General features: G+C 35.7%; 23 protein-coding genes and 1 riboswitch. Of the genes, 12 read left to right on the top strand and 11 right to left on the bottom strand.

What is annotated here, in order from left to right; translation table 11 throughout:
- Positions 1–9: 9 nt before the first annotated feature.
- From B2Z27_RS00940 to B2Z27_RS00915, 6 genes are all read left to right on the top strand, one after another.
- Entirely contained in the window at positions 10–633 is a 624-nt protein-coding gene (locus B2Z27_RS00940; protein WP_058102779.1) for a MarC family protein, read from the top strand.
- Between the two features lie 43 nt (positions 634–676).
- Positions 677–1,228 (top strand): NAD(P)H-dependent oxidoreductase, encoded by a 552-nt coding sequence (locus tag B2Z27_RS00935; RefSeq protein ID WP_286812207.1) that lies wholly within the window; start codon positions 677–679, stop codon positions 1,226–1,228.
- A 41-nt stretch (positions 1,229–1,269) separates the two neighbouring features.
- Complete coding sequence (locus B2Z27_RS00930) at positions 1,270–3,168, top strand: monovalent cation:proton antiporter-2 (CPA2) family protein (protein ID WP_286812206.1); 1,899 nt, start codon at positions 1,270–1,272, stop codon at positions 3,166–3,168.
- 194 nt (positions 3,169–3,362) lie between these two features.
- Entirely contained in the window at positions 3,363–3,947 is a 585-nt protein-coding gene (locus B2Z27_RS00925; protein ID WP_099192897.1) for a DUF6515 family protein, read from the top strand.
- A gap of 161 nt (positions 3,948–4,108) precedes the next feature.
- Entirely contained in the window at positions 4,109–4,723 is a 615-nt protein-coding gene (locus B2Z27_RS00920) for a DUF6134 family protein (RefSeq protein ID WP_286812205.1), read from the top strand.
- 26 nt (positions 4,724–4,749) lie between these two features.
- Positions 4,750–5,511, top strand: a complete 762-nt coding sequence (locus tag B2Z27_RS00915) for a patatin-like phospholipase family protein (RefSeq protein ID WP_286812204.1) — start codon at positions 4,750–4,752, stop codon at positions 5,509–5,511.
- Positions 5,512–5,518: 7 nt separating this feature from the next.
- Here B2Z27_RS00915 and B2Z27_RS00910 read toward each other — a convergent pair whose 3' ends face one another.
- The 6 genes from B2Z27_RS00910 to B2Z27_RS00885 form a co-directional block, all read right to left on the bottom strand.
- Positions 5,519–6,130, bottom strand: a complete 612-nt coding sequence (locus B2Z27_RS00910; protein WP_058102785.1) for a DEAD/DEAH box helicase — start codon at positions 6,128–6,130, stop codon at positions 5,519–5,521.
- An 87-nt stretch (positions 6,131–6,217) separates the two neighbouring features.
- Positions 6,218–7,117 carry a DMT family transporter gene (locus tag B2Z27_RS00905; RefSeq protein ID WP_286812203.1) on the bottom strand — a complete coding sequence of 300 codons (900 nt, stop codon included), beginning with the start codon at positions 7,115–7,117 and terminating at the stop codon, positions 6,218–6,220.
- Positions 7,118–7,243: 126 nt separating this feature from the next.
- Complete coding sequence (locus B2Z27_RS00900) at positions 7,244–8,401, bottom strand: iron-containing alcohol dehydrogenase (protein WP_286812202.1); 1,158 nt, start codon at positions 8,399–8,401, stop codon at positions 7,244–7,246.
- 39 nt (positions 8,402–8,440) lie between these two features.
- The gene (locus B2Z27_RS00895; RefSeq protein ID WP_071342269.1) at positions 8,441–9,073 is read right to left on the bottom strand and encodes a nitroreductase family protein; all 633 of its coding nucleotides are present in this window, start codon (positions 9,071–9,073) and stop codon (positions 8,441–8,443) included.
- A 13-nt stretch (positions 9,074–9,086) separates the two neighbouring features.
- The gene (locus B2Z27_RS00890) at positions 9,087–9,752 is read right to left on the bottom strand and encodes an NAD(P)H-binding protein (RefSeq protein WP_286812201.1); all 666 of its coding nucleotides are present in this window, start codon (positions 9,750–9,752) and stop codon (positions 9,087–9,089) included.
- A gap of 1 nt (position 9,753) precedes the next feature.
- Positions 9,754–10,338 carry a TetR/AcrR family transcriptional regulator gene (locus tag B2Z27_RS00885; RefSeq protein ID WP_286812200.1) on the bottom strand — a complete coding sequence of 195 codons (585 nt, stop codon included), beginning with the start codon at positions 10,336–10,338 and terminating at the stop codon, positions 9,754–9,756.
- A 223-nt stretch (positions 10,339–10,561) separates the two neighbouring features.
- On the opposite strand from B2Z27_RS00885, the gene B2Z27_RS00880 reads away from it, so the two are divergent.
- From B2Z27_RS00880 to B2Z27_RS00870, 3 genes are all read left to right on the top strand, one after another.
- Positions 10,562–11,773, top strand: coding sequence for a patatin-like phospholipase family protein (locus tag B2Z27_RS00880; RefSeq protein WP_286812199.1), 1,212 nt, complete (start codon positions 10,562–10,564; stop codon positions 11,771–11,773).
- A 103-nt stretch (positions 11,774–11,876) separates the two neighbouring features.
- On the top strand, positions 11,877–13,193 hold the full coding sequence (locus tag B2Z27_RS00875; RefSeq protein WP_286812198.1) for a DEAD/DEAH box helicase: 1,317 nt from the start codon (positions 11,877–11,879) through the stop codon (positions 13,191–13,193).
- A gap of 9 nt (positions 13,194–13,202) precedes the next feature.
- Positions 13,203–14,558 carry a M24 family metallopeptidase gene (locus tag B2Z27_RS00870; protein ID WP_286812197.1) on the top strand — a complete coding sequence of 452 codons (1,356 nt, stop codon included), beginning with the start codon at positions 13,203–13,205 and terminating at the stop codon, positions 14,556–14,558.
- Between the two features lie 67 nt (positions 14,559–14,625).
- On the opposite strand, the gene B2Z27_RS00865 is transcribed toward B2Z27_RS00870, so the two are convergent.
- Positions 14,626–15,921 carry a Na+/H+ antiporter NhaC family protein gene (locus tag B2Z27_RS00865; RefSeq protein ID WP_286812196.1) on the bottom strand — a complete coding sequence of 432 codons (1,296 nt, stop codon included), beginning with the start codon at positions 15,919–15,921 and terminating at the stop codon, positions 14,626–14,628.
- A gap of 51 nt (positions 15,922–15,972) precedes the next feature.
- Positions 15,973–16,069: riboswitch (SAM-I-IV-variant riboswitch) on the bottom strand.
- A 283-nt stretch (positions 16,070–16,352) separates the two neighbouring features.
- Between B2Z27_RS00865 and B2Z27_RS00860 the strand changes: the two genes are divergently transcribed.
- The 3 genes from B2Z27_RS00860 (at position 16,353) to B2Z27_RS00850 (ending at position 19,039) form a co-directional block, all read left to right on the top strand.
- Positions 16,353–17,627 (top strand): arylsulfotransferase family protein, encoded by a 1,275-nt coding sequence (locus tag B2Z27_RS00860; RefSeq protein ID WP_286812195.1) that lies wholly within the window; start codon positions 16,353–16,355, stop codon positions 17,625–17,627.
- 239 nt (positions 17,628–17,866) lie between these two features.
- Positions 17,867–18,610: a hypothetical protein gene (locus tag B2Z27_RS00855; RefSeq protein WP_286812194.1), complete on the top strand. Its 744-nt coding sequence runs from the start codon at positions 17,867–17,869 to the stop codon at positions 18,608–18,610.
- A gap of 129 nt (positions 18,611–18,739) precedes the next feature.
- Entirely contained in the window at positions 18,740–19,039 is a 300-nt protein-coding gene (locus B2Z27_RS00850) for a hypothetical protein (RefSeq protein WP_058102799.1), read from the top strand.
- Positions 19,040–19,161: 122 nt separating this feature from the next.
- Here the strand turns inward: B2Z27_RS00850 and B2Z27_RS00845 are convergent, their stop codons facing one another.
- The 4 genes from B2Z27_RS00845 to B2Z27_RS00830 form a co-directional block, all read right to left on the bottom strand.
- Complete coding sequence (locus B2Z27_RS00845; RefSeq protein WP_074673947.1) at positions 19,162–20,019, bottom strand: outer membrane beta-barrel protein; 858 nt, start codon at positions 20,017–20,019, stop codon at positions 19,162–19,164.
- Positions 20,020–20,276: 257 nt separating this feature from the next.
- Positions 20,277–21,488 carry a cytochrome-c peroxidase gene (locus B2Z27_RS00840; protein WP_286812193.1) on the bottom strand — a complete coding sequence of 404 codons (1,212 nt, stop codon included), beginning with the start codon at positions 21,486–21,488 and terminating at the stop codon, positions 20,277–20,279.
- A 150-nt stretch (positions 21,489–21,638) separates the two neighbouring features.
- The gene (locus B2Z27_RS00835; RefSeq protein ID WP_286812192.1) at positions 21,639–23,093 is read right to left on the bottom strand and encodes a vanadium-dependent haloperoxidase; all 1,455 of its coding nucleotides are present in this window, start codon (positions 23,091–23,093) and stop codon (positions 21,639–21,641) included.
- 169 nt (positions 23,094–23,262) lie between these two features.
- Positions 23,263–25,764 (bottom strand): TonB-dependent receptor plug domain-containing protein, encoded by a 2,502-nt coding sequence (locus tag B2Z27_RS00830; protein ID WP_286812191.1) that lies wholly within the window; start codon positions 25,762–25,764, stop codon positions 23,263–23,265.
- Between the last annotated feature and the right edge of the window lie 15 nt (positions 25,765–25,779).

Raw genomic sequence — 25,779 nt, 5'->3', positions numbered from 1 at the left:
CTCATAATAATGGATGACTTAATTACATTTTCAATTGCCGTTTTTACTGGTTTCTTTGCCATTACAAACCCAATTTCTAACATGACCGTTTTTTTATCGTTAACCCAAGGTGCCGATAATAAAACCAAAGAGGATATCAATAAAAGAGCAAACCTAATTGCATTTATTATTGTATTGGTCTTTGTGCTTTTAGGCAAGTATATTTTTGAACTTTTCAATATCAGTATTCCGGCGTTTAAGATCACGGGCGGAATTCTAATTTTCTATATTGGTTTTGAGATGCTACAATCAAAACAATCTAACGTAAAAAATATAAAACACGTTAATATTGATGAGAATATTGCCGTGTCTCCACTTGCCATTCCAATTTTGGCCGGTCCGGGAACTATTGTTACCGCAATGAACTTTGTGTCTAGTGCACAACCGGTACATATTGCTATAGTTATTGCCGTATTCGGTTTTATGAGCCTTCTCACTTATTTCACGTTCAGACTTAGTAATTTAATAGTAAAATTAGTTGGCTTTAACGTTATTTCGGTAATTGGAAAAATAATGGGTCTTATCATAGCCATTATTGGTACGGGCATGATCATTGAGGGTATTAAAATCTCCTTTAATCTAATTACGAAGTAATTGGCTTACTAAACCATAGGTCATTATTCTTAATTGATATAACATGAAAAAAGTACTTGTTTTATTTGCTCACCCAAAGTTTGAGAAATCTAGGGCAAATACCATTTTGGTCAATTATATCAGAAATAAAGAGGGTGTAACCTTTCACGATTTGTATGAAGAGTATCCAGATTTTCATATTGATGTTTCCTATGAAAAAAAATTATTGGAAGAGCATGATGTAATCGTTTGGCATCATCCAATGTACTGGTACAGTTGTCCGCCTTTATTAAAGCAATGGATAGATATGGTGTTGGAATTTAATTGGGCGTACGGACCAAAGGGCAAGGCCCTAACTTCAAAAATATGTTTAAATGCCATTACTACCGGTGGAAGTAAAAAATTGTATTGCTCACAAGGTAGCAATAGCTATACCATTACCGAGTTTTTAAGACCTTTTGAACAGACCGCCAACCTTTGTCTAATGAATTATAGACAACCATTTACCGTAATGGGTACCTATAGATTAACTGATGAACAGCTTAGCGAATACGGTTCGCAATACAGTTCTTTGATAGATAGCCTACAAAATGAAAAGACGGTGCTTAGTACTTAAGTTTGAGTTCTATTAAAAGCACCAAATAAACCAAACCAATTATGACCGGAAGCCTTCTTTTTGATGCCATTATATTTTTATTGGGAGCGATCATCTGTGTCTCAATAGCTAAAAGATTAGGCTTGAGCTCTGTTTTGGGCTATCTGATCGCCGGAGTTTTAATAGGTCCGTATGTTTTAGGATTTATAGGTGAAGAGGGAGAAGACATCCTTCATTTTGCTGAATTTGGGGTAGTGGTCATGCTTTTCTTGATAGGGCTCGAAATTGAACCAAAGAACTTCTGGAATATGCGTAAATCCATTGCTGGTATGGGTGGTTTACAAGTTGCTGGGACCATGTTGCTCTCTTATCTCTTTTTTATACTAATTGATTTTGATTGGAAGGTTGCCTTGGTGATATCTATGGCGGTAGCCTTATCATCAACGGCTATAGCCATGCAAACCATTGATGAAAAAGGCCTTATGGAAACTACCTTTGGTAATTCGGCATTTTCCATATTATTATTTCAAGATATCATCGTGATCTTTATGTTGGGAGCAATTCCTTTGCTTTCCAATACCGAGGTTGAAGCAGCTGCAGATAGCCATGAATCTACCGGTAATCTTTTAGATGGTTTGCCCATGGGCTACCAAACATTGGCCATTATTCTATCTGTGGTGTTGATCATAGGTGCGGGTCAATATTTGATTGTTCCCATGTTAAGAAGAGTCGCTAAAACGGGAGTAAGGGAACTGCTGTTTGCCTCTGCTTTGTTAATCGTATTCAGTATTTCATTCTTAATGGAGTATGTTGGCCTATCACCTGCTTTAGGTGCCTTTTTGGGCGGAGTGGTACTTTCTAGTAGTGAGTACAAACATGAACTTGAAAGTAACCTTGAACCTTTTAAAAACCTTCTTTTAGGTTTGTTCTTTATAGCCGTAGGGGCGTCCATCAATTTTGTGGTCATTGCCAAAATTCCGTTGACCATTGGCGGTATATTATTGGCAATAGTATTGATAAAGGCATTGATACTTTTTATTACGGGAAAGGTATTTAAACTAAAACTGGACCAAAACTTGTTGTTAACATTTAGCTTGGCCCAGATTGGGGAATTTGCTTTTGTATTGTTATCCTTCGCATTTCAATTAAATATCCTAGATCAGGAACAGATGGATATAATGTTGGTAATCACGGCACTGACCATGTCCATTACTCCCATTATCAGTATCATAAACGAACGTTTCATCTTACCAAAAATTGGAACTAAGGAGTCCATCAAAAGACCTATGGATCATATTGCGAAATCACAAAATGTTATTTTGGTAGGTTTTGGTCATTTTGGAAGTACGGTCGGTAGATTTTTACGCTCTCATGGTATTGAAGCTACTATATTAGATCAAGACTCCAATAGGGTGGATGTACTCCGTAAAATGGGTTTTGAAGTATATTATGGTGATGCCACTAGAATAGATCTTCTTGAAGCTGCAGGTATTGCAAAGGCTAAAATATTAATATGCGCTATAGATAATCCTCCCATAACAGAAGAAATTACCAAACTTGTGAAAGAAAAATATCCTCATGTAGAATTAATGATACGTGCCCAGAATAGAAATGATGCATATGAATTGCTGAATTTGGGCTTTGAGAATATTTACCGAGAATCATTGGATACCTCTTTAGCATTGGCAAAAGATGTTTTAAGTAAACTAGGTTTTAGAAAATACACCTTAATTAGACAGGTCCAGAATTTTATTAAATATGATGAATCTAGTTTAAGAAGGCTGGCAATGGAACCTAAAGGCGATGATGATTACCTTTTTAAGGTTAGAAAAGAACTTGAAGAGCAAGAGCGATTATTGGAGGAGGATTTTAAAAGAGGCATTGTTGAATATGATATTCATTGGGATAGTGAGTCTATTAGAAAAGTATTGAAAAACCAACAGAACAATGCCAAATCTTAAAGGCTAAACCCATAGCGTAAAGTACCACCAAAACTCAATCTTAAAACTTCTATACAATTTACTCATTCGTAGATCAAATTCCCTAAATCATCTATTAGTACAGTTTTTTCATCTGTTTCATTTAAACCACTTGCCATATTACTTGTCAAAGTATGGAACGATAAAGTAAAGTTTAACTTTTAAAACTAAAACAGATGAAAACAAATACTAAAACATATGCAATACTTGGTTTGTTATTAATCGCTTTTGCTTTACCTAGCAATGCCCAAACACGTAAAAGAACAACGACAAAAACTACCACTACCAGGACCGTAACTAAAACACCTGGAAGGGTTTCTAGTAAGAAAGTAGTATACAGAACACCAACGAAAAAGGTGGTTTCGGTGAGATCGGTTCCTAATAAAACCGTGGTTAGACACAATGGTCAAAATTATTATTATGCCAATAATAAATATTATACGGCTTCTAGAGGTAGATATATTGCCATTGCACCAAAAGTAGGATTTAGAATCAACACTTTACCTGCTAATTCGGTAAGAGTAAGATTTAATAATCGACTTTATTTTAATGTAGGGGGCACTTTTTATATTGAAGCAAATTCTGGATATGAGGTAGTTGAACCAGAAATTGGCACCGTAGTTTATGAATTACCAGACGGGTATGAAAAAGTTACTATTGACGGTTTAACATACTATGAATATGCTAACATACTTTATGAAAAAATACAACTGGACGGTTCTAGAGCCTATGAAGTGGTAGGTATTATTGATATGGAATAATTAGATTAAAATTGAATTTGTAAAGGGCTTACCCATAATGGGTAGGCCTTTTCTGTTTATGAATAGTAGTGAAATATGACAACGGTTAGTTTTTACAAGAACACGTTTTGTTAGATTTACTACTTCATTACATTATTCATCATCAAAACAATAATTAACCAATGCCTTCAACAAATCAACTACTTGGTATTTTCATTTTTGCTATGACTCTGCTAAGTGCTGCACCAAATACTGTTAATACCAGTAAAAATACCCTAAACTTTACCATTATCAATAAAGACAAAGCCATTGGCACCTTAAAAGCTACCAAAGTTGTTAATGGTTCAAAAATTCATTATCAAAGTATTACGACAATTAAAACAAGGGTGATCAAGGAAATTGAAGTAGATTATAAATATGATGTTGTATTTGAAGATAACCTATTAAAAAAGGCTAGCGTAATCATTGGGGTAGATGATAAACCCTATGCCGATATAATCACCAACCGTACAGATCAAACCTATCTAATTACTAAAAACAAAAAGAAAGAATCGGTTATAGAAAATGCTATACATTATGCGACCATAGTTTTATATTTTAAAGAACCTATAGGTATTGATAGTTGCTATTCTGAACAAGATGGTAGCTTTAACACCATTGTACCTTTAGGCAATCATGTCTATAAAAAGATCAACGCCAAAAAACATGAAAATGTATACTATTATGAAGGTGGATATTTACAGAAGGCTGAAATTGATGGCGGATTGATAAAATTTGAAATAGTGGCAGAAAATTGAATTTTAAACTAATAAAATAAATGGTCATGAATACAGGATTAGTGTTATCTGGAGGTGGTATTAGAGGTGTAGCCCATATTGGAACCATAAAAGCCTTGGAAGAATATAATATTTTTCCGACCCATATTTCAGGTACCAGTGCAGGTGCCATAGTTGGTGCCCTATACGCAGGTGGTATTCAATGGCAAGAAATTTTAGGCTTTTTCAAGGCAATTCCAATTTTTCACACCAATAGGTTCGCAAGAAGAAAACCCGGATTTTTAGATACCGAAAAGTTTTATGACGAGTTTAAAAAGTTTTTTCCAAATGATGATTTTGGCGCCTTACCAAAACCATTGTTTATTACTGCTACCGACATTATAAAGGGCGAATTGGTCATATTTGAAAAAGGAGAATTGATCAAACCAATTTTAGCCTCGGCAACTTTTCCCGGTGTTTTCTCTCCAATTGATATAGAAGGGTCTTATTATATAGATGGCGGTGTACTGAACAATTTCCCTGTAGAACCTCTCTTAGGCTCTTGTGAAACTATAATTGGCAGCTATGTAAACGCTCTTAAACCTGTAGCCATCAATGACCTCAAACATTCATACAATGTTCTTGAAAGAGCATACAAAATAAAATCAGCCGCAGAATCTCTTGCAAAATTCCCAACTTGTAAATTTGTAATATCACCAAATGAACTTTGTGAGTTCGCAACTTTTGATATGCGCAATATAGATACGATCTTCAAAATTGGTTACGAAAGCACCATTAAGGTTTTAAAGGATTTAGAATATAAAAAGTAAAACGTATTTACTCAGAGACATACTGTGCGCGTTCCATGAAGAAATCTTCAAATCGCTCTAATTTTGGAGATAATTTTTCAGCATATAGTACATACTGGCATTTTCTAATACTTTGTGAAACCGTAACCATTGCGGTATAATCGGATTTCTGAATTAAAAAATCACCGTCATCAATACTGCAAATTTTTAATTGCGAAGTACTTACACCATTTAACAAAAACAATTTATGTAGGGTAGTAGGGGTGGTAATCAATACATCGATCCCCTCAAAAATTTCCGATTTTTGAATGTCTATATGCAGTTCTTTATAACTGGCATAGAGCCTCATATCCGTATACTTGGTATACTCAAAAAACTTATCATAAAGCTCCAGCACTTTTTCTTTGTTTTCAACAACGACCACTGCTCTAGGCGCATTTCCTTCTGCCTTGCATTGTAATTTTTGTAATGTTGTCAAAATTAAAGCGGTGGTTTTTCCACTCTCCTTAGGACCATAACAATATACATTTGCACCACTTTTAATAACCGGTATACTCTTCTTCTGAAGTGAAGTGGGCTTTTCAATTGCCAATGCTGTCAACCTTTCAAGTAAATGCGGATTCAGTTTTTTAAATGCCATAGATGATGATACAAATTAAACGAGCTGTTCATGTGCAAAGATACTACCTACAAGGGGGCAATACCAATTAGAAGGAATATTTAAGCACTAGCTATATAGTATTAGAAAAACGCCCAGCATAATACCTGCCAATGGAACTAGCTTTTTACGTTTATTTTGCTCTTTGAAGATAAAGCCACCTATGACCACGGCAATAAGAATTTGACTTCGTTTAATGGCCGATAAAAGCATGATCAATGCATCTGGATCCTGTAATGCCTTAAAGTAAAAATAATCTGCAATTTGAAGTAAAATACCCACCAATGGTATGGTCCATTTCCAAGTAAATGCCTTTCTTTTTTCGGAATAAGGAAACCAAGTTACCGTAAGTATGATCAATAAAAATAAAACGGTGTAAAAGCAAAACCAGAATTGCAATGTCTGCGGATTCAAGGCTAAGCTTTGAATTAAAAATTTATCGTACAAACCGCTTGAAGCTCCTAAAAAAGTTGCTCCAACAATAGCAAAGATCCATTTATTTCGCTTAAAATGGATTCCTTCTTTTTTACCGATTCGTGAGTAGAGAATCACAGAAAATATGATAAGAAAAAAACCGATCCACTGCCATGAATTCGGTTTTTCCTGATAAATGGTAATGGCTCCTATAAAAGTAAAAAATGGCCCAGCAGATCTTATGGGCGTAACAATGGTTATGGGCAAATGCTTTAATGCTTGGTAGGCCAACACCCATGATGCCGCCATGATCGCTGATTTAATTGCAATAAATCCGTGAGTTTCAAAAGGAATATTGTTGATATAAAAATCTATGGATAACATATATTCCTTGAAGAACAAGGAGCCAAAATAAAAGGGCAGGAGCAATAAAAACCCAGACGAGATCGTACCCAACAATACAGGAAAAACCTCATTGCCCTGTACAGCATGTTTTTTGCATAAGTTGTGTAATCCTAAAAATAATGCCGCTAAAAGTCCAAGGTACATCCACATAATGCGCGCGAAGATATTGGTTTTATCTTATTTGTTCATAACCTAAAAACCTTGTATTGCTCCTTTAAAACAAAAAGGGGATGCCTTTTGTAAAGACACCCCCTTTTTCAACACTCAAACTTAATGTTAATATGCCATTTTTACGATTTTTTCAGCGTCTTCAGGCATTAAAGCTTGTCGCTCACCTAATTTCCAACCTCGGTCTGTAAAACGTTTAGCAATCTCTTCAGCAGTACCTTCGTATTCTTTGGTATAATCTGACAATTTGGTATCTATGCCCAATTCTTGAAAGAAAGCTTCGGTTTTCTCAATGGCCGCATAAGCCTTGTCATCAATACTTCCCTCGGTTATATTCCATACACGTTCGCCATATTGAGCCAATTTTTCTTTTTTGGCCTCAAAATTATACTTGTAATGACTTGGTGCCACAATTGCCAATGTACGTGCATGATCAATACCGAACAAAGCGGTTAATTCATGCCCCATCATGTGAACGGCCCAATCTCCAGGTACTCCTTTTTGAATTAATCCGTTCAAGGCCATGGTACAGCTCCACATAAAATCGGCCGCAGGTTTATAATCGGTAGGGTCTTTAATGACCTTTGGCGCTACTTCAATCAACGTTTGCATAATACTTTCTGCAAATCTATCTTGTAACGATGCTTCTATAGGATACGTCATGTACTGTTCCAAAACATGTGTAAACGCATCGGTAATACCGTTTACCAATTGACGTACAGGAATAGATGTAATCACTTGTGGGTCAAGTACGGAAAACTCTGGGAACAATCCTGGTCCGCCCATGGCTAATTTTTCCTTTGTTTCCGCTCTTGTGATGACCGCTCCTGAATTCATTTCAGAACCTGTTGCCGGTAACGTCAACACCGTACCAAATGGCATTCCTTTTTGGGTTCTTACATTTTTAGTAAGTATATCCCATGGGGTGTCACCTTCATAAACAGCTGCCGCAGAAAGGAATTTTGTCCCGTCAATTACAGAACCGCCGCCTACTGCCAATAAGTAAGATACATTTTCATCCTTAATAACCTTCAGCGCCTTCATCAATGTATCATATTCTGGATTGGCAGGAATTCCGCCAAACTCAATAACATCAAAATTGGACAGTGCCTTGGTTACCTGATCGTAAATGCCGTTTTTCTTAATACTTCCGCCACCGTAAAGCATAAGTACCTTAGCATTGGCGGGTATTTCACTTTCTATTTTTTTGATCGTATCCTTTCCAAAAATTATTTTGGTGGGATTCTTAAATTCAAAATTGTTCATTTTCTTTCTCTTTTAATTTTTAATTGTTCATTGGCTTTACTATTCTATAACAGTAACCAAATCTTTCATTGGTTTTCTCACCTTTACAAGGTTCACCAACCAATCTTCACTTTCATTCCTATAGCCTAACGGCAATAATACCGCACTTCTTAATCCTTTTTCACGAAGACCCAATATTTTATCTACAGCTGCAGGATCAAAACCCTCAATAGGCGTTGCATCTACTTTTTCAAAAGCTGCCGCAGCAATGGCTTGTGAAAAAGCAATATAAGCTTGCTTTGCCGCGTGGTTAAAATTCTCCTCTTCATCTTTTTGTGGGTATGAATCTAACAACATCTTTCTATAGTTTTCCCAACCTTCATTTTTAAAACCACGAATTTCATTGGTAAGGTCGAACATATAGTTAATACGTTCTTCGGTATACGTGTCCCAAGCGGCAAATACCAAAAGGTGAGAACAATCTGTAATCATAGATTGGTTCCATGCTACCGGTCTAATCTGTTCTTTTATTTCTTGATTCTTAACCACTATAATTTCAAAAGGCTGTAAGCCACTAGAAGTAGGAGCCAAGCGTGCCGCCTCTAATATGCGTTCCACTTTATCTTCAGCAACTTTTTCACCATTCATGGCTTTAGCTGCATATCTCCAATTCAATTTATCCAATAATTCCATTATCTAATTTTAATTAAGTTGTTTTTGCTAATTGTTCTATATCATCCGACGTAATTATAACATCGGTATTACTCGTGGTATTTGCCAAATTGAGCATTGCTTGTGCAATACTATCGGCATTAATTATTCTATATTTCTTTAAGGGACCAATGAATAGGGGCTGAATTACTTTAAAAACTACTAGACCTATCTTTTCTAGTAATCGTTGTTCGTTTCTTTCCCCGCCTATTAAAGAAGGTCTTAAAATGGAAGTTCTCGGTATTGCCTGATTTAAAACCTCTTGCTCCATTTCTCCTTTAGTACGGTTATAGAAAATGTTACTTTTCTTATTTGCGCCCATTGCGGAAATAACCAAAAAAGTGTTTATTCGATTAGCCTTTGCCAATTTTGCCGCGGCTACAGGTATACCATAATCAATGTCTCTGTACAAAGATTTATCCGGAGTCTTTTTTGCGGTGGTACCTATACAACAATAGACTTCATCACCGGTAAAATCATTTTTAAACTGTTCCAATTCTAAAAGATCGCCTATATACTGCTTCACTTTATTGGGCAACCCCTTTATGCTAGACCTTGAAAACAACTTTATGCTTTCATATCTATCATCAACAATAAGTTTCTCTAAAAGCAAGCCACCCGTTAAACCAGAAGCTCCCAAAATAATAGCTGTCTTATTCATCCTATTCGCATACTTTTATACTGCTCCAAGCTGCCTCAAAAGCTAGTTCTAACTGTTTGTCGTCCAAAACTAAGGCACCACGATTTTGAGCAATGGTTAAAAAGGAAAGCGGATTTATAGCATAGGCATACAACATATAATCTGACATGGGTTTTATAACTCCTTCTTTAATTCCTCTTTTCCATAAATCTAACAACGGTTGTAAATGCCTTATCCCTTCTTGTCTGCTTTCTTCATCTATCATGGGCGTATTATCACATTGGGCCAAGAACATGGCGTAGGCATCTTCTTTCAGTTTAAATTCAGCAATACGTTTCCAGATTACTTCAAAACCTTCTTTGACCGACATGGTTTCATCATAAGTAGCAAAAGCATAAGCAGTATAACTTGATTTCACCTCTAAATATGTCTTGTTTACCAAATCTTGCTTGTTTTCATAATAGAGGTAAATAGTGGCAGGAGAAACACAGGCCATTTTAGCAATTTTGCTCATAGGCGTTGCATGAAAGCCGTCGTTATTTACAAGCTCTATAGTTGCATTTATCAATGCGTTACGTTTGTCTATACTTTTTTGAAGTGCTGCCATGAATTAAAATCTTTGTACAAAGTTACAGAAAATGAACGTTCATTCTTTTTTATTAACAGAACTTTAATTGACTGTATTAAAATATAATATCCTCATAAATTCTAAGAACATCCTATAACGGCTCTATCTGATAATTCACTAACTTTAAGATGTCTAATAAAGGTAGTTCCCACGTCCTTTTCATTTACTACATCATCTAACCTTAGTAGGTATTCCATAACACATGTATAAAATTCTATCTTTAGATGGCGGCGGAAGTTGGGCAATAATTCAATTGCTTACCTTAAAAGATCGTTACGGAAATTTAAACGGTCACCAAATACTTAAAAAATTTGATTTAATTATTGCAAACTCAGGGGGCAGTATCGTATTGGCGGCATTGGCAGAAAATTATACATTAGACAAGGCAATTGCCCTTTTTAAGGAGAAAAGAAACAGGGAGCTTATATTTCATAAAAATACTTTTAAAGACCGCTATTTTCCGGTGGATTATCTCGGACTCTTCAATGCAGGTTTCGGACCTAAATATAGTACCAAAAGAAAAAAGGAAGCGTTTGAGAGCTTATTTCCCGAAATCGATAAAATACAAATGGATGAACTTCCAAAACTCATTGGTAAGGATTCACTTAAAATTGTTGTTGCAACATACGATGCACTGAACAATCGTGCAAAATTCTTCAAATCGTTCTCATCGAATTCCGAAGGAGATGATTCCGTTAGACTTACACAGGCCATAAACGCATCTTCAAATGCACCGGTACAGTACTTTGATTTTCCTGCACGCTTTAAGTCTAAGGGTAGCGATATATTCTATGAGCTTTGGGACGGAGCCTTAGGCGGATTCAACAATCCTATTTTAGCGGGAATCATTGAAGCGTATAAATTGGGTGTTGACCTAAATACCATTCGCGTTGTTTCTTTAGGTACCAGCAATTCCTTAATGTCAGCAGATTCTAAAAGGGACTTTTGGAACTGGAAACAAATTGCGCTTCAATTCAGAAGAAAGAAATTCCATTTTTCAAAATGGAAACCTCAATTTAATTTTTTTAAAGAAACGGTACTGCACCAAGCTAAAACCATATTATATCAACCGCCAGACACCGCCAATTACATTGCTATGATGTTCTTAAAAGCTGCAACGGGCAATAAACCCAATGAGCAGATTATTAGATTATCTCCTTTAATACATTATGATAGCCATAGTTCTGAAGAAATTATTCCATTGATCCAACAGCTCTATAAAATGGATATGGACTTAACTACAGATGAAGAAATCGATAAATTAATAAAGTGTTTTATTGGTTGGAAAAACGGACTGATCTATAACCAACCTATTGAGTTTAGGGTAGAACGCAGTAATGACCTCTTGTTTTTACAGGGCGATAAATGGTACAAAGACGGTATGGAGAGGTGGATAACTTGGGAACAAATATAAATAAGTGATCATACCTTCTAATTAATATTAATTTACAAAATCGTTTCCACCGATTATATCCGCCCCTAGCCAAAGTGTACCTATCTTTGTTTAAAATCATTTTATGCCAAGCCAATTTTCAGATTTAGGAATTTCTAAGGATTTAAAAAAAAGTCTAGATGAATTACAGATAACCGAACCCACCACTATTCAAAAGAAATGCATTCCTATAATTTTGGACAAAAGGGATGACCTTGTTGCCTTAGCAAAAACAGGAACTGGAAAAACCGCTGCTTTTGGTCTACCATTATTGCAATTGATAAACAGCAAAAGTACAGCTGTACAAGCTGTTATTTTAGCACCAACAAGAGAATTGGCACAACAGATTCATGCCAACTTAATATCGTATACCTCAAATAACCCTGATATTTCCATTGCTGCTTTATGTGGTGGTATTCCCATTAAACCCCAAATAGAGGTACTTAAAACTCCTACCCAAATTATTGTCGCTACACCTGGTAGATTAGTTGATTTAGTAAAACGCGAAGTTTTGGATATTACTAAACTGAAGTATTTGGTTTTAGATGAGGCCGATGAAATGGTAACTGCATTAAAAGACGATTTAGATACCATTATTGCTGGCATACCTAAGGCTAGACGTACTTTTCTATTCACTGCAACCATGTCCGGTGCTATTAAACAAATGGTGCAAAATTATATGTCCAAACATGTGGTGCATATTGAAGCTGATATGTCTACCCTTGGTCATAAAGGCATTGATCATAAATATGTAGTTGTGGAGCCCATTGAAAAACTAGATGTATTAACTCATTTTTTGAATTCAAAAGAGGGACAAAGCGGAATCATATTTTGTAAGACCAAGGCCGCCGTAAACAAACTGGCAAAAAAATTGGCTATAAATAAATTTTCTTCGGGAGCGTTGCACGGTAGTCTATCTCAACCCATTAGAGATCGCATTATGGGGCAATTTAGAGAGGGACATATTAAAATTCTTGTGGCTACCGATTTAGCTGCCAGAGGTATAGATGTTAAAGAATTGGGTTACGTAGTAAATTACCATTTACCAGACACCTATGATGCCTACGTGCATAGAAGTGGACGTACGGCCAGAGCAGGGGCAAAGGGACTTTCTTTGACCATTTTACAAAAAGAAGAGGTTGCAGAGGTTTTCGATTTTGAGAAAGAATTAGGTATTTCCTTTTCTAAATATCAAAAAGCGGATGCCAAAAGTATTGAAGAGAACAACACTTTATTATGGGCCAAGAAAATATTTAAGACAAAACCGAACAGAGAAATTTCAGATGAACTTAGAACGAAAGTTAAAACGGTATTTCATCATTTAACTAAAGATGAACTCGTTGAGAAAATTTTGGCACATTACTTAACTGAGCATAGCACTTCTGATAACCAACCTAAGTAAAAGTAGAAAATGAAAGTAATTTTAACATGTTTAGTATCAATTTTAGCTATGGTGGTTGTAAATGGTCAAACACCCGTGCAATCTTATTTTGAGTGGACTAATTTACCTTTTACAAAAGAAGAATTAAACACTAGACGAGAAAACCTGATGACAGAATTAGCCCAATCAAATAAAAAAGGGCTAGTATTAATACCCGCAAAAGACGGATTTTCAATTGGTGAAACATTTAGGCAAACAGATGATTTTTATTACTTTACCGGTTTAGAATTGCCAAATGCCATTTTAGTTTTGAACTTGAATAATCAAAAAGTTACTATCTATACCCCAGAACAGGATATACGGTTTGAAAACAGTTCTAGAAAAAATGATTTTCCCTTAAGACCTCTATTATATGATAAAAATATCATAAACAGAACAGGTATCCCACTCGCTTCCATGGAAGATTTTACTAATCTGTTGAATTTAGAAAATTCCAATAAATCTAAAATATTAATAAATAACGGTAGACCTGGCGAAGTAAAATTTGCACCCAATGACTACATAGCTACCTATTCTCCTGTTCAAGTTCTTTTAGAGGCAATCAAAAAGAAACATACAGATTTAAGTTTTGAAAATATCTACGAAGCAATTGCCAAAGTACGTATGATAAAATCTGAAAATGAAGTAAAATTCTTAAAACAGGCGGCAAATATAACAGTTAAAGGCATTAATGAGGCGGCAAAAGCTATAAAACCAGGAATAGACGAACGTTATTTAGAAGGCGTTTTAGAAGGAGATTTCAAGAAAAATGGTTCTCAAAGGTTGGCTTTTGGGTCCATCATAAAATCCGGACCAAACTCTCATTGGCCCTGGAGAATTTTAGCAACACATTATAATCGGAGAAACCGTATTATGCAAAATGGAGATCTTGTTATTTTTGATGTAGGGTGCGAATATGAGCAATACGTAAGTGATATAGGAAGAACATTTCCGGTTTCTGGTAAATTCACAAATGAACAAAAAGAGATTCTGATGATGGAAACCAAAATTGCTGATGAAATTATTAAGTTTTTAAAACCAGGAATAACCTTTAAGGATGTGCAGAAATTCACCAATACCATTATTCCTGAACACTCAAAAAAATATATGCAAGTAGGTTTGTTTTTTGGTCACCATTTAGGCTTATCAACAGGCGATCCAAACTTATCTAATGCTCCTTTAAAACCAGGCATGGTATTTACTGTAGAGCCGTGGTATTATAATCATGATATCAATATTTCAGTATTTACAGAAGATATGATATTAATCACGGAAGATGGTTGTGAAGTGTTAAGTTCGGACTTACCTAGAACACCTGAAGATTTAGAGAATTTGATAAAAAGTTAATCGCTACATTTTATTATACCTTATTTTAATGCTATTGAGAATGTTTTTTAATATTCCTGTAGGCTATTTACTTCTTAGATTTTAATCCTACAAACAACACAGTAGACACCAATAATAACAATAGATACCAAGTATTACTTACAAGGTCCAAATAAGTTATACTACCCTTTGCAAAGCTCAAAATCATAAGCACCTGGGCTCCATAAGGCAATAATCCTTGAGTTATACAAGCAAAGACATCTAAGATAGATGCAGTCTGTTTGTTCTCTAAAGCATACTCATCATTAATAGATTTAGCAATGGGTCCAGATATAATTATGGAGACCGTATTGTTCGCAATTGCCATATTAATAGTTGATACCAATGTTGCAATACCAAACTGTGCCGACTTCTTACTTTTTACAAAAGTTTTAATTTTTAATAGTATAAACGCTATACCGCCATTGTACGTCACCAAAGCGGCCAAACCACCCGTTAATAATGATAAAAGAAATATCTCCGTCATATTGGTAAAGCCTGTATATGATATTCTTGTAAATTCCAACACTGTGAAATCACCATAAAAGACACCTAAGATCCCAGCCGAAATTGCGCCCAATACAAGCGTCACAAAAACGTTCACACCTATTACTGAAAGTATAATTACAATTAAATAAGGCAAAATTTTAAGAATGGAATAATGATACTCTTCCATTTCCATTCCTACGGTATTCATGGTTAGACCTTCATACATTAAAATGGCCATACTTATAATGGCAGCAGGTACGGCTATTTTGATATTCGCCTTGAACTTATCACTCATTTTTACATTCAGTGATTGTGTAGCGGCAATGGTGGTATCTGAAATTACCGAAAGATTATCACCGAACATGGAACCTCCTAACAAGGCACCGCACAAAATACCCAGCGAAAAATTACCGGTATCCGCAAAACCAATTACAATTGGAGCCAGCGCTACTATAGCGCCAACAGAGGTACCCGTAGAAATAGACAAAAATGCAGCAATTACAAACACACCTACATATATATAGTGTCCGCTGATAACATCCAGACCTAAATGAACAATAGCATCTACACTGCCCATAGCTTTGGTTGTCGCTGCAAATGCTCCTGCCAATAAGTATATAAGACACATGGTCAAAATTTTATCATTACCGCACCCTTCTAAAAGAATGGCAATTTTCTCCTTCATAGATTGCTTAAACATGAGAAATGCTACCAGTATACCAGCAATTACGGCAATAGGAGCGGGTAGGGCATAAAAATCATTTTGAAAAATGCCTACGCCTAGAAATATTGCAATGAATATTAAAAATGGAATAAGTGCCTTTGCATTGGCTGTAACAGCTTTTACTTGAGTCATATATGGTTATTTGTAGAATCAGGTTTAGAGCTATAGCAAATACAATAGGAAGGATTTAACGTTTTTTCCAAGGTATTGGCTTATCGCTTTTAGCACCTTGCTCGTTATTGCAGGTTGCTATCTCTATTTGAGATTCTTGATAATTTAAGGGCGCAAAATTAATAAACCATCAGTACATAAAATCAAAAATTATACTAATTATATCTTAATTTAATCCGTTTTGACCAATTGCAGAAAATGCCATTTTAAGATGACAAAAGGCTAAAAAATTTCACTTATACAAAAGGGTCTTTTACTGAATTATACACTCCATTCGCTGAGTAGCTTCATTTTCATTTAAACTTCGAACTACATTTAAAATCTAAACGGAGACTGGTATCTATACCTACTTAGATGCTTAAACCGTATAACAACCCTAAAAATTAAAATCGATGAAAAAAATGAATCTTAACTTAGGAACAACTGCATTATTCGTATGCCTGCTTTTCTTAACCTCTTGCAGTAATGATTCCGATGATGTTTCAATCACCGAAGAAGAAACAACAGATGATACTAGCGACACCAATGAAGCAAGTAGTACTGTGGACAGTGACTCCTATATTTTAGCCGTTGCACCGGACAATGGGGTATATTTAATTGATCATGATGGTAATACCTTATTTGATTGGGATTTCAATGGTGACCAACTGGGTAATGATGCCATGCTTCAATCTGATGGCAGCTTGGTAACTACCATAAAAGCTGATAATCCACAGATAACCTTTGGTGGTTATGGTGGCGGTTTTAGAAAAATAAATGCTGACCAATCCATTGAATGGGAAGTGGACTATTCTACTAGTACCTACATCTCACATCATGATGTTAATTACTTATCGAACGGAAATATCATATTTCCCGTATGGGAAGAAGTAAGTGCTGCAGATGCTGCCGAGATGGGATTTTCGGGTAATTTTAATATTTATCCTGAAGCTATTATTGAAATGAATCCATTAACCCAAGAAATAGTTTGGGAGTGGCATGCTACGGACCATATTGTTCAAGATTATGATGAAAGCAAATTAAACTTTGGTGTCGTTGCCGATGTTCCCAACCTTATTGACATCAATTATAATAATGATCAAACTGATGGTGACATTATGCATGTAAACGGTATAACCCTAGATGAAACGAACGACCTTTTATACATGACCGTTAACTTTTATAGCGAGGTTTGGGTTATTGATCATAGCACCTCAACAGAAGAGGCTGCCACCAATACCGGCGGAAACTATAATTTAGGTGGTGACCTGGTTTACCGTTTTGGAAACCCCCTTACTTATGACAATGTTGGTGAAGTGACCATGAACAGGGTACATTATCCTAATCTTTTTGATGATAATAAGATGTTGGTATTTGTAAATAATAAGTACGACAACCAATCTGCAGTAGCAGAATACCAATTGAGTCCGCCTTATGAACTGGTAGCCGGTCAAGATAATGAGCCTGAATTAATATGGGAATTCACAGATACCGATTTATATAGTAATGGTTTAGGTAGTGGGGTTAGAATGAGCAATGGAAACACCCTTATCTGCGAAGGCACAGGTGCTATTTGGGAAGTTAATAGCGACGGAGATGTGCTGTGGAGATTTACAAATTACAATAGACCGTGGCGTGCGTATGCATTTACAAAAGACGACGATGCAATAACCGCATTAGGTCTATAATTAAAGATAGTTTTTTTGATTGATTGATTGATGACGAAGGGCTCCAATAGCAATATTGGAGCTTTTCTATTTTTAAAATTCATCTACATGATGAAATATAAGCAACTAGCATTGTTCAAATATGTAACCGGTAAAGGTTCAGGCATTCGCTTTAAATCTTATGGCATACACTTAAAATTCCTCTTTAGTCTTTGTTTTATAAATAGGTTTACCATTCCAAAATTACTAAGATCAAAAAAATGAAAATATATACTACGCTATTATTGGTATTTAGTTGGGCAATTGGCCAAGCTCAAAATACAGAGGATAACATTACTTATCAAAGCATTATAGACGAAGAACATATTATGGTCCAATTAAGTACAGCAGACCAAGCTACTATGATGTCTATGTTGCACCAGGGCTTTTACGTGTATTTTGATGTTAAAGGAAAAAAGAAGAAAAATGTTTCCATTCAATATCCAATCAATAGTACTCCGCCAAAACGTCCAGAACGAAATGAAAGAGATAATAATTCTCGTAAAAATACGGATGAACAAGAGCGGAAAGGACCGGACATGAACAAGCTATTGGAAGAAATGCCCAGAACGGCACGCTTTATTAATTTTGACCATGAAGAAGAATTTCATTTAGACCTAAACAATCTAGGTGTTACCATAAACTACAATTTTGACGAAGCTTCAAAAGAACTTCATTATCACTTAAAAATACCAAAAAATAGCATTGCTGATAATGACACCAAGCTATCCAAATTATCCATTGGTATTGTGACTCCAAAAATAACATCCGAAACAAAAACTGAAAGCCCAAATGTAAGTTTTGGTGGTGGAGGTCAAGGTAGCCGATCTGGAGGTGGCAGAGGTGGTCAAGCTGGAGGTCCTGGCGGTGGAGGTAGAGGAGGTTCTCAAGGCACACCACCACAAGATCAGCGACCCGAAGAAGTCTCCATTAATATTTGGTTTAAGGCCGATGCCAACAATTAAGTATTACAAAATTTTTCATCTATTGATTCTATAGATACGTAGTAATAATTACACTATTGGTATATATTGTTTTCACTTACTAAGAGGTAAATATACTTTTGTAACACATAAATATTAAAACACATAACCATGAAAAAAGTAATTGCAACGTTTATCATTATTGCTTCAATAACCAGTTGTAACAGTGTAAAGAACATGAACACCTCATCTATGTCCGATGCTGCTACATTATTAAGCTCACTAAGTTCTAATTCTACGGTACAGCAGGTGGCGAGCTTATTTAGCCTATTGGATACCAACAATGATCAAGCTATTAGCTCAACTGAAGCTATTGGCGAAGTTTCTGAAAATTTTGATGTATTGGACACTGATAATAACGCTAGCCTTAATTTAACCGAATTGGAAGGTATACTTGGTTTGTTAAAATAAACCTTCCATATAAACGTATTCCCCCCGAATACGTTTATTTTCATTTTGAGTTATTTGCTAAGAACCCCCTGTTTATCTTAAACAGGGGGTTCTTTTTTTTGTAGAAGATTAATAATGAAAACTTAATTCGTGGCTTTATTAAATTTGTAAGTAATACCAATATTTAATCCAAAAGAAGAATATGGTACTTTTTGGGACAGTTCTTTAGATGTATCAGTATTGGTATTCGATAGGTTATCTACGTACGTAGTAGTTCTATTTACACCTTCTGGCAAATTATCAATGGTATATAGCCCACTAACCGCTACAGTACCATCAGGTAGTTTTACATCTGTATTGAATTCCGATATTTCAGAATCTTTACGCTTTAAACTAATACCGTAATATTCAGCTTCTACAAACAGGCTAAAATTATCATCTAAATCATATTTATATCCAAGAGCTCCCACGAACCCTAAAGGAAAATGTCCATGAAAATCCTCTTTATAGTTCGTTTCGGAATAAGAGCCTTCCGGTACACCAAAAGCCTCGGCTTCGGCTTCAGAAAAAACAGATTTTTGATAAATGACACCTTCCGTTTTACCTCCCAATTTTAATAGTGCTCCAAAACGTCCATATATATTATTGGTAAATTTATATACCACGGATGCGGAAGCACCAAATGCCCTTGCCCTTGCAACAGCATTCACTTCTGTATCCGGTAAACTAACAACAGAAATATCCTGGTCAGCACCATGCAAATAACCTACTCCAAGATCAAAACCGAAAGAGTCGTCAAAAAAATAGGTGCCTCTAAGTTGAAAGTTTGTGCCTTCTCCATAACTGCCATATGAGTTTTCTGTTTCCGTTGTCGTAATTCGTTCTCCCAATTTCATACCTGCACTTCCAACGGCATAGCCAGAACTTGCCGAGACTTGCCATTGCCCATATGCCGTTGTGCTAAAAATTGCCAAAACAGCTATTAACATTTTATACTTCATAATTCATTTTTTATGTATTAGACTAAGTAAATTTCATTCTATTCATTAAACCCAATTTTTCTTATAAATACCTAATAAACATTACGTTTAACACTTGCTAGAGTGCGTATAAAAGAGGTAGAATAAGAGTTTTAGTATTGAGCTTTTTTTAAATTGAACGCCAAATTTACATCAAACCAATAATACAGCTTAGCTTAAAAGATTTTTTAACTAATTATATTAATTTAAATTATAAACCTATTGAAATAAATGAATGGTTAATTCTCTATAAACGGATCGGCATATTTCTCATCTGTGATAAACTTTGTATCGGTCAAGGTATGTAGAAAATCAACTAATGCTTGTTTGTCATTATCGGATAAGTTCAATCGGCGAACGTTATTTCCTTGAGTAAGTCTATTATCCAAATTTGGGTTGTTCTGTACACCGCTATTGTAATGTTCAATAACCTCTTCAAGAGTTTCAAATCTACCATCGTGCATGTAAGGTCCTGTTAAAGCAATGTTTCTTAAAGATGGCACTTTAAATTCACCCAAATCATTATTATTACCGGTTATACCGCCTACGCCCGGATCTGTAATAGTAGCATCTAGCCCGTTGTTTCTAGCAGCATCACCCACAAAAACATTGGTAGCATGACAATCAAAACATCTGGTCTGGTTGCTCATAAAAAGTTGCTTACCTCTATTTTCTGAATCTGTAAAATTTGGAAAGTTGTCATCTATATCGTTTACTTGTGCCAAACCTTCATCAAATTTAGATTCATATGAAACCATAGAACGTATAAATTGAGATAACGCCAATGCTATACGCTCACTGGTAACATTGTCATCACCGAAGGCATTAGTGAATAAAGCTTCATAATAATCTACGACCGACAGTTTTGCTTCCAATTCAGGCAAAGTTAGTCCCATTTCCACTAGGTCTTGAATTGGAACCAATGTTTGCTCTTCTAGACTAACCGCTCTTTCGTCCCAAAAAAACCTTCCATTTTCATAAAACCTGGCATTTGCAAGCCCCATGGAATTCCTAGAAGTTAATTCACCATCAAACCCTGTACTTAAGGCGGTAGGATCAGAAAAACCATGTTCTTGAATATGGCAAGACGCGCAAGAAATAGTATTGTTCCTAGATAAATTAGTATCATAGAACAACACCCTGCCTAAAGTTGCTCCATTATCTGTTATTTCGTTATTATTAGGAGTATTATCTTCATTTCTAACATCGTTATCTAAAAAGAAATCCGGCAAAAGTATATTGGCATAATTGAATGGAGAACCTGGCAAGGCTAAAATAGATGAATCAACAGCAAGGTCATTAGTATTTTCTTCATTATCATCAACAACCGTATCATTATTTTCATCATTGACCAATAGTTGTTCTTCTTCGGTTATATCTATATATTCATCTTTACTACACGAACTTAAAATAATCACTAGTAAGCAAATTGGGACAAAACACTTTTTCATATTACATTGTTTTTTAAAAGATTGATAAAAATTAAAAAGTAGTTTTCTGTCATATAGGTCAAATAAATTAGGGTAGGGTAACGGTAGGAATATGGTATTGCAACAGCTTCGCCATTACTGGCGAAACTTCTACAATCCAAGGGTTAAGAATTAAAAATTAGGGGATAAACTAAAGTTGTTCACTGCAGCTGAAATCTCATAACCTAAACGAGCGCCTTCATCACTATCAGCTTGTATATGTACACCCAATGGTATTCTAGAATATCCATTTTCTTCGGCCATTTCCGTAAAAGAACTGAACCTTCTAGGGGTGCCATCAAAATCTGATCTTCCGGCATGGGTTCTATCGGTAAAGTTAATGGCGTCTCCCCCAAATATGTCTATAAAAACTCCCGATGCCGCCGCTGCAAATGTAGCATGCCCTGACGGATAAGCCGGAAAAGCTGGATTGGGGCTGGAAATGAATCGTGCTAAATTTGTTTGAAAATCATCGTTGATGTACTCCAGAATAAATCTACTTGGTCTTTCTGAATTATAGGTGTATTTATCATCCCAAGCAGAAACCGCAGCATCATTAGTTGCAAAACCAAGTTTCAGCAACAACTCCAATGCTTGTTCAAAATCCAAGTCTTCCTGTTCAATTAATTGATTGGCAATGGAAAACTGTCTACCAGGAGGACTCATCATTAACCCTTCTACATCATCTGACCAAAATTCGGCTATCCAAAGATCTTCGTTATCTGATAACCTAGCGGTTGTAGCAGAAATCTCAACTTCTTCCATTTGCTCATAATAGCCACTATTTCTATTAGTGTTGTGGGAAAATGGCGGCGGTGTGCTAGAGGTCTGTTCCGGACTGATCACAAATGTTCTTACCCTGTTCCAATAAGGAAACCACGCACTTTCTCCTTCAGATGCCGCCCATAAGCCTTCACCAACAGGTGCTACATATGATGCAGGATTAGGGTCTAACTGTTGAGATTCTGCTTCGGTATCGGTTTGGCTATAGGCAATTACACTTTCTGCGACCAAAGTCCCCCATGCTATGGAATTCTCAATTTCTTCTTGGGAAAGTTCTTCCGTTAGTTCATCTGCCAACTCATCCTCTAAAGTTGCAATACCCGCTTTTGCATTATTGGAAACATTGAACATAAAATGGTCCATTACCAAGGCGTAACATGTGTTAAGTGCCAAATTTCTATCTACGTTATTTGCTCTTTCATCTAAATCAAGATTAAAGCCCTGTAATTGACCTTGTGTAGATCCATAACCATCCATATCCGCTACGGCAGTTTCGTACCCGGCCAAATGAATGTAGGCTAAAGCTCTTGCTGTAGTATTAGGTCTTAAGCCATCAGTATATCTATCCAAAACCAGCCAAAGATCATTCCAATCCACAATTAATTGCACAGTCTCCTCAGATGGGTTCAAGCCATTGTTACGGTTATTTTGCCTTCTAGCGGTCAAAGAGTCTTGGGCCACTGTTTCAAAATCATCTGTGTCCGTTTCACTAATTTCAAGTACGTCTAACTCATCTTTTGCACAAGCCTGTAGTAGGATCACCGATAGGATAATCAACACCCATCTTAAATTATAATTTCTCATAAATTTCTGTATTAAAGGTTAATGTTTAACTGAAGGCCTTTTGTGCCTTTCCCTTAATACGCTGAGGTAGTACATATACCCAACCCTCTTTTTGAAAAAAAATAAATTCTATTGATTTACTACCTAATTAATGGAAAAACCAAAGTAGTATTTGAAGTATAATTAGTTATTAAAAATGTATGCTAAACTGTAGGTTGGGGGCAAAACCAATAGTTTTACGATAAGGTTCATCTACAGGTGGTTCATTTTGAAAAATATTGACAATATTGTCCTGATCAAATAAATTAACGATTGACAAGCCCACAATTCCTTTCCAACTTTTCTTAGTGTTCGTAAAGCCATACGTGGCAGAAACATCAAATTGATGCATACTTGGAAAACGTTCTGTATACGCTATATCCAAACTATTTTGTGAGGTATTGCTGTCTTCATCAAAATCTGGAACAACTACCGGCATACCTGAAAAGTAACCCCAGGTCACCGCCAAATTAAAAGGATCTAAGTGCCATAAACCCGTAACGTGTAAGATATGGCGTTGGTCAAAAAAAATGGGTAAATCAGTATCAAATTCGGTATCTACCTCACTTAATGAATAACTGAATAACGATTCAAAATTATTCCACCGCTTTTTTATAAATAGATCAGCCCCTTTGCTTTTTAACTTTCCTTCTTCAAGTGTACTGGTGTTGGTCTGTACGGTTACGTTTTTCGTATTCCTACTATACAATTCTACATCAAACAGCCAGCCCGATCTATTGTATAAAGCTCCTATCATGGCTTGGTAGCCCTCTAAAACGGATGTAGTTGCATCTGGCAGATACCAAAATTGAGATTGATCATTAAAATCATCAAAATCGTCACGTAGTTTTTTTTGAATAAATTGATGTGAACGACCGGCAGAAGTTTTTAAATACAATGCATCACTAAGACTTATATTTACTGATAATCTGGGATCCGCATAAAATCTTTTATTGGGTTCAAAATAGTCTGCATGCATGCCTAAATTGGCCGTCACTTTATCATTCCAGTTTTTATTGTATGAAATGAAAGTACTATGGGTCAATGCATTTTGATCCCTACGACTGTCAACACTATTTTCATCATTTCGCTGATCAAACCGTAAATTATAATCGGTAAGGGTGTACCCGGTTTCTAAAGTAGTATTCTCGTTCAATTGTAGCTGAACTTCGCTAATAAACCGAGTATCGTTTATCGTATTTGAATATTTTTCAAAACTTGAGCGTACATCTGCAGAAAAGCCCTCACTTTTATTATCAATATACAAGGACGATGTACTTACTCTTGCCTGTGCACTTAATCTGTCCGAAAATGTACCTTCCCATTTTATAGTCATTCCCCAATTATCCAAATATAAATCCCTGAAATCCCTGTTATCTTTATCATCCGAATCCTCTAAAACTGCAGACAGTCTATTCTGTATATTTATATAACTAATTGTTGCTTTATGATTCTCATTAATATCATAAATCAATTTTGAATTTATATCATAAAAGCCAACTTTAAAATAATCACTATTTACATCGTTGGCAACAGATTCTAACCGACTGCCTTGAAAATTTAAATTTGAAAAAGCCCTTAATTTAGGTGAGTTAACTCCTGGGTAGTTGGATCTACCTGCCACATAAAGTGCAAGTTTATCTTTTACCAAAGGTACTTCTGCCGTTGCACCAGCATAAACCGTATTCGCTTGAACGGTATAAGAAGTTGAATCTGGCACCTTGTTTTTTGTGGTCATGTGAATAAGTCCGCCAACACGACCTCCCCATTTGGCAGAAAGCGTATTTCTTTGAATCTCAATTTTACTTACAGTAGTTGGGTTATACGGTGCGATAGCCCCAAAAAAATGTCCATTATGGTATATAGGGATATCATCAATTTCAATAAGGGACTGATCAAAGGTATTGCCCCTAAAATTTAAACTACCTGGTTTACCACTGGGGGTATGTACACCAGGTATATTTTTAACTACATTAAAAACATCTCCGTCTGTTTCACCCGCAAGCAAACCCAAAGATTCCATGTTTATTTGAAACGTATTATCGCTAATTTTAGCGTTGACCCCCCTGGTCAAATAATCTGTTATCTGCACCTCATTTAAATGAATCATTTCGTGTTGTAGTCGCAATGGAGATTTTAGTTCATTTAGATCCATGGCTTTCATATGTATGGTATTATAAAAAGCCGAATGGATATGAACGGAATCTAATGGAAATAAATTCTTAATGGTATAAGTAGATTTTATAGGATATAAAAACCGTTCTTCTCCAGAATTTATCCGAATGGTAACATTACTTACAAATTCTTCAGTTTCTGAATCTACTACCGTAAATGTTATATTTTGCCTAACTGGAATAATCATAAAGGAATTGGCCCCGTTCTTTACAAATTTGACAGGAGCTATTTCTTTAATAGCATTTATGCAATGAATTAAATTATCACATTTAAAATTAGAGGGTAGAACTACTGGGGCTAAAAGGGTATGGTTATAAGTAAAATCTACATTGTAAACATCTTTGAGTTGCTCTAAACGATCAACCAACTTTAAAGCAGGTTCATTTTGTGAATATGCAGAATGATGATAAAATATACAGAAAAAAATACTAAGGAGAACCGTTATTATTGCACTCTTTTTCTGTTTATAACTTATCATACTAGGCTTTAACTG

The organism is Maribacter sp. UBA3344, assembly GCF_002362375.1.
GTDB classification, from domain to species: domain Bacteria; phylum Bacteroidota; class Bacteroidia; order Flavobacteriales; family Flavobacteriaceae; genus Maribacter; species Maribacter dokdonensis.
The sequence above is the reverse complement of the archived record's forward strand: the minus strand, read 5'-3'. Positions and strand labels throughout refer to the sequence as shown.

What these genes read in the sequence shown, in the direction of transcription:
- B2Z27_RS00940 (WP_058102779.1), top strand. Translation starts at nt 10, where the DNA reads ATGGATGACTTAATTACATTTTCAATTGCCGTTTTTACTGGTTTCTTT.
- B2Z27_RS00935 (WP_286812207.1), top strand. Translation starts at nt 677, where the DNA reads ATGAAAAAAGTACTTGTTTTATTTGCTCACCCAAAGTTTGAGAAATCT.
- B2Z27_RS00930 (WP_286812206.1), top strand. Translation starts at nt 1,270, where the DNA reads ATGACCGGAAGCCTTCTTTTTGATGCCATTATATTTTTATTGGGAGCG.
- B2Z27_RS00925 (WP_099192897.1), top strand. Translation starts at nt 3,363, where the DNA reads ATGAAAACAAATACTAAAACATATGCAATACTTGGTTTGTTATTAATC.
- B2Z27_RS00920 (WP_286812205.1), top strand. Translation starts at nt 4,109, where the DNA reads ATGCCTTCAACAAATCAACTACTTGGTATTTTCATTTTTGCTATGACT.
- B2Z27_RS00915 (WP_286812204.1), top strand. Translation starts at nt 4,750, where the DNA reads ATGAATACAGGATTAGTGTTATCTGGAGGTGGTATTAGAGGTGTAGCC.
- B2Z27_RS00910 (WP_058102785.1), bottom strand. Translation starts at nt 6,130, where the DNA reads ATGGCATTTAAAAAACTGAATCCGCATTTACTTGAAAGGTTGACAGCA.
- B2Z27_RS00905 (WP_286812203.1), bottom strand. Translation starts at nt 7,117, where the DNA reads ATGTGGATGTACCTTGGACTTTTAGCGGCATTATTTTTAGGATTACAC.
- B2Z27_RS00900 (WP_286812202.1), bottom strand. Translation starts at nt 8,401, where the DNA reads ATGAACAATTTTGAATTTAAGAATCCCACCAAAATAATTTTTGGAAAG.
- B2Z27_RS00895 (WP_071342269.1), bottom strand. Translation starts at nt 9,073, where the DNA reads ATGGAATTATTGGATAAATTGAATTGGAGATATGCAGCTAAAGCCATG.
- B2Z27_RS00890 (WP_286812201.1), bottom strand. Translation starts at nt 9,752, where the DNA reads ATGAATAAGACAGCTATTATTTTGGGAGCTTCTGGTTTAACGGGTGGC.
- B2Z27_RS00885 (WP_286812200.1), bottom strand. Translation starts at nt 10,338, where the DNA reads ATGGCAGCACTTCAAAAAAGTATAGACAAACGTAACGCATTGATAAAT.
- B2Z27_RS00880 (WP_286812199.1), top strand. Translation starts at nt 10,562, where the DNA reads ATGTATAAAATTCTATCTTTAGATGGCGGCGGAAGTTGGGCAATAATT.
- B2Z27_RS00875 (WP_286812198.1), top strand. Translation starts at nt 11,877, where the DNA reads ATGCCAAGCCAATTTTCAGATTTAGGAATTTCTAAGGATTTAAAAAAA.
- B2Z27_RS00870 (WP_286812197.1), top strand. Translation starts at nt 13,203, where the DNA reads ATGAAAGTAATTTTAACATGTTTAGTATCAATTTTAGCTATGGTGGTT.
- B2Z27_RS00865 (WP_286812196.1), bottom strand. Translation starts at nt 15,921, where the DNA reads ATGACTCAAGTAAAAGCTGTTACAGCCAATGCAAAGGCACTTATTCCA.
- B2Z27_RS00860 (WP_286812195.1), top strand. Translation starts at nt 16,353, where the DNA reads ATGAAAAAAATGAATCTTAACTTAGGAACAACTGCATTATTCGTATGC.
- B2Z27_RS00855 (WP_286812194.1), top strand. Translation starts at nt 17,867, where the DNA reads ATGAAAATATATACTACGCTATTATTGGTATTTAGTTGGGCAATTGGC.
- B2Z27_RS00850 (WP_058102799.1), top strand. Translation starts at nt 18,740, where the DNA reads ATGAAAAAAGTAATTGCAACGTTTATCATTATTGCTTCAATAACCAGT.
- B2Z27_RS00845 (WP_074673947.1), bottom strand. Translation starts at nt 20,019, where the DNA reads ATGAAGTATAAAATGTTAATAGCTGTTTTGGCAATTTTTAGCACAACG.
- B2Z27_RS00840 (WP_286812193.1), bottom strand. Translation starts at nt 21,488, where the DNA reads ATGAAAAAGTGTTTTGTCCCAATTTGCTTACTAGTGATTATTTTAAGT.
- B2Z27_RS00835 (WP_286812192.1), bottom strand. Translation starts at nt 23,093, where the DNA reads ATGAGAAATTATAATTTAAGATGGGTGTTGATTATCCTATCGGTGATC.
- B2Z27_RS00830 (WP_286812191.1), bottom strand. Translation starts at nt 25,764, where the DNA reads ATGATAAGTTATAAACAGAAAAAGAGTGCAATAATAACGGTTCTCCTT.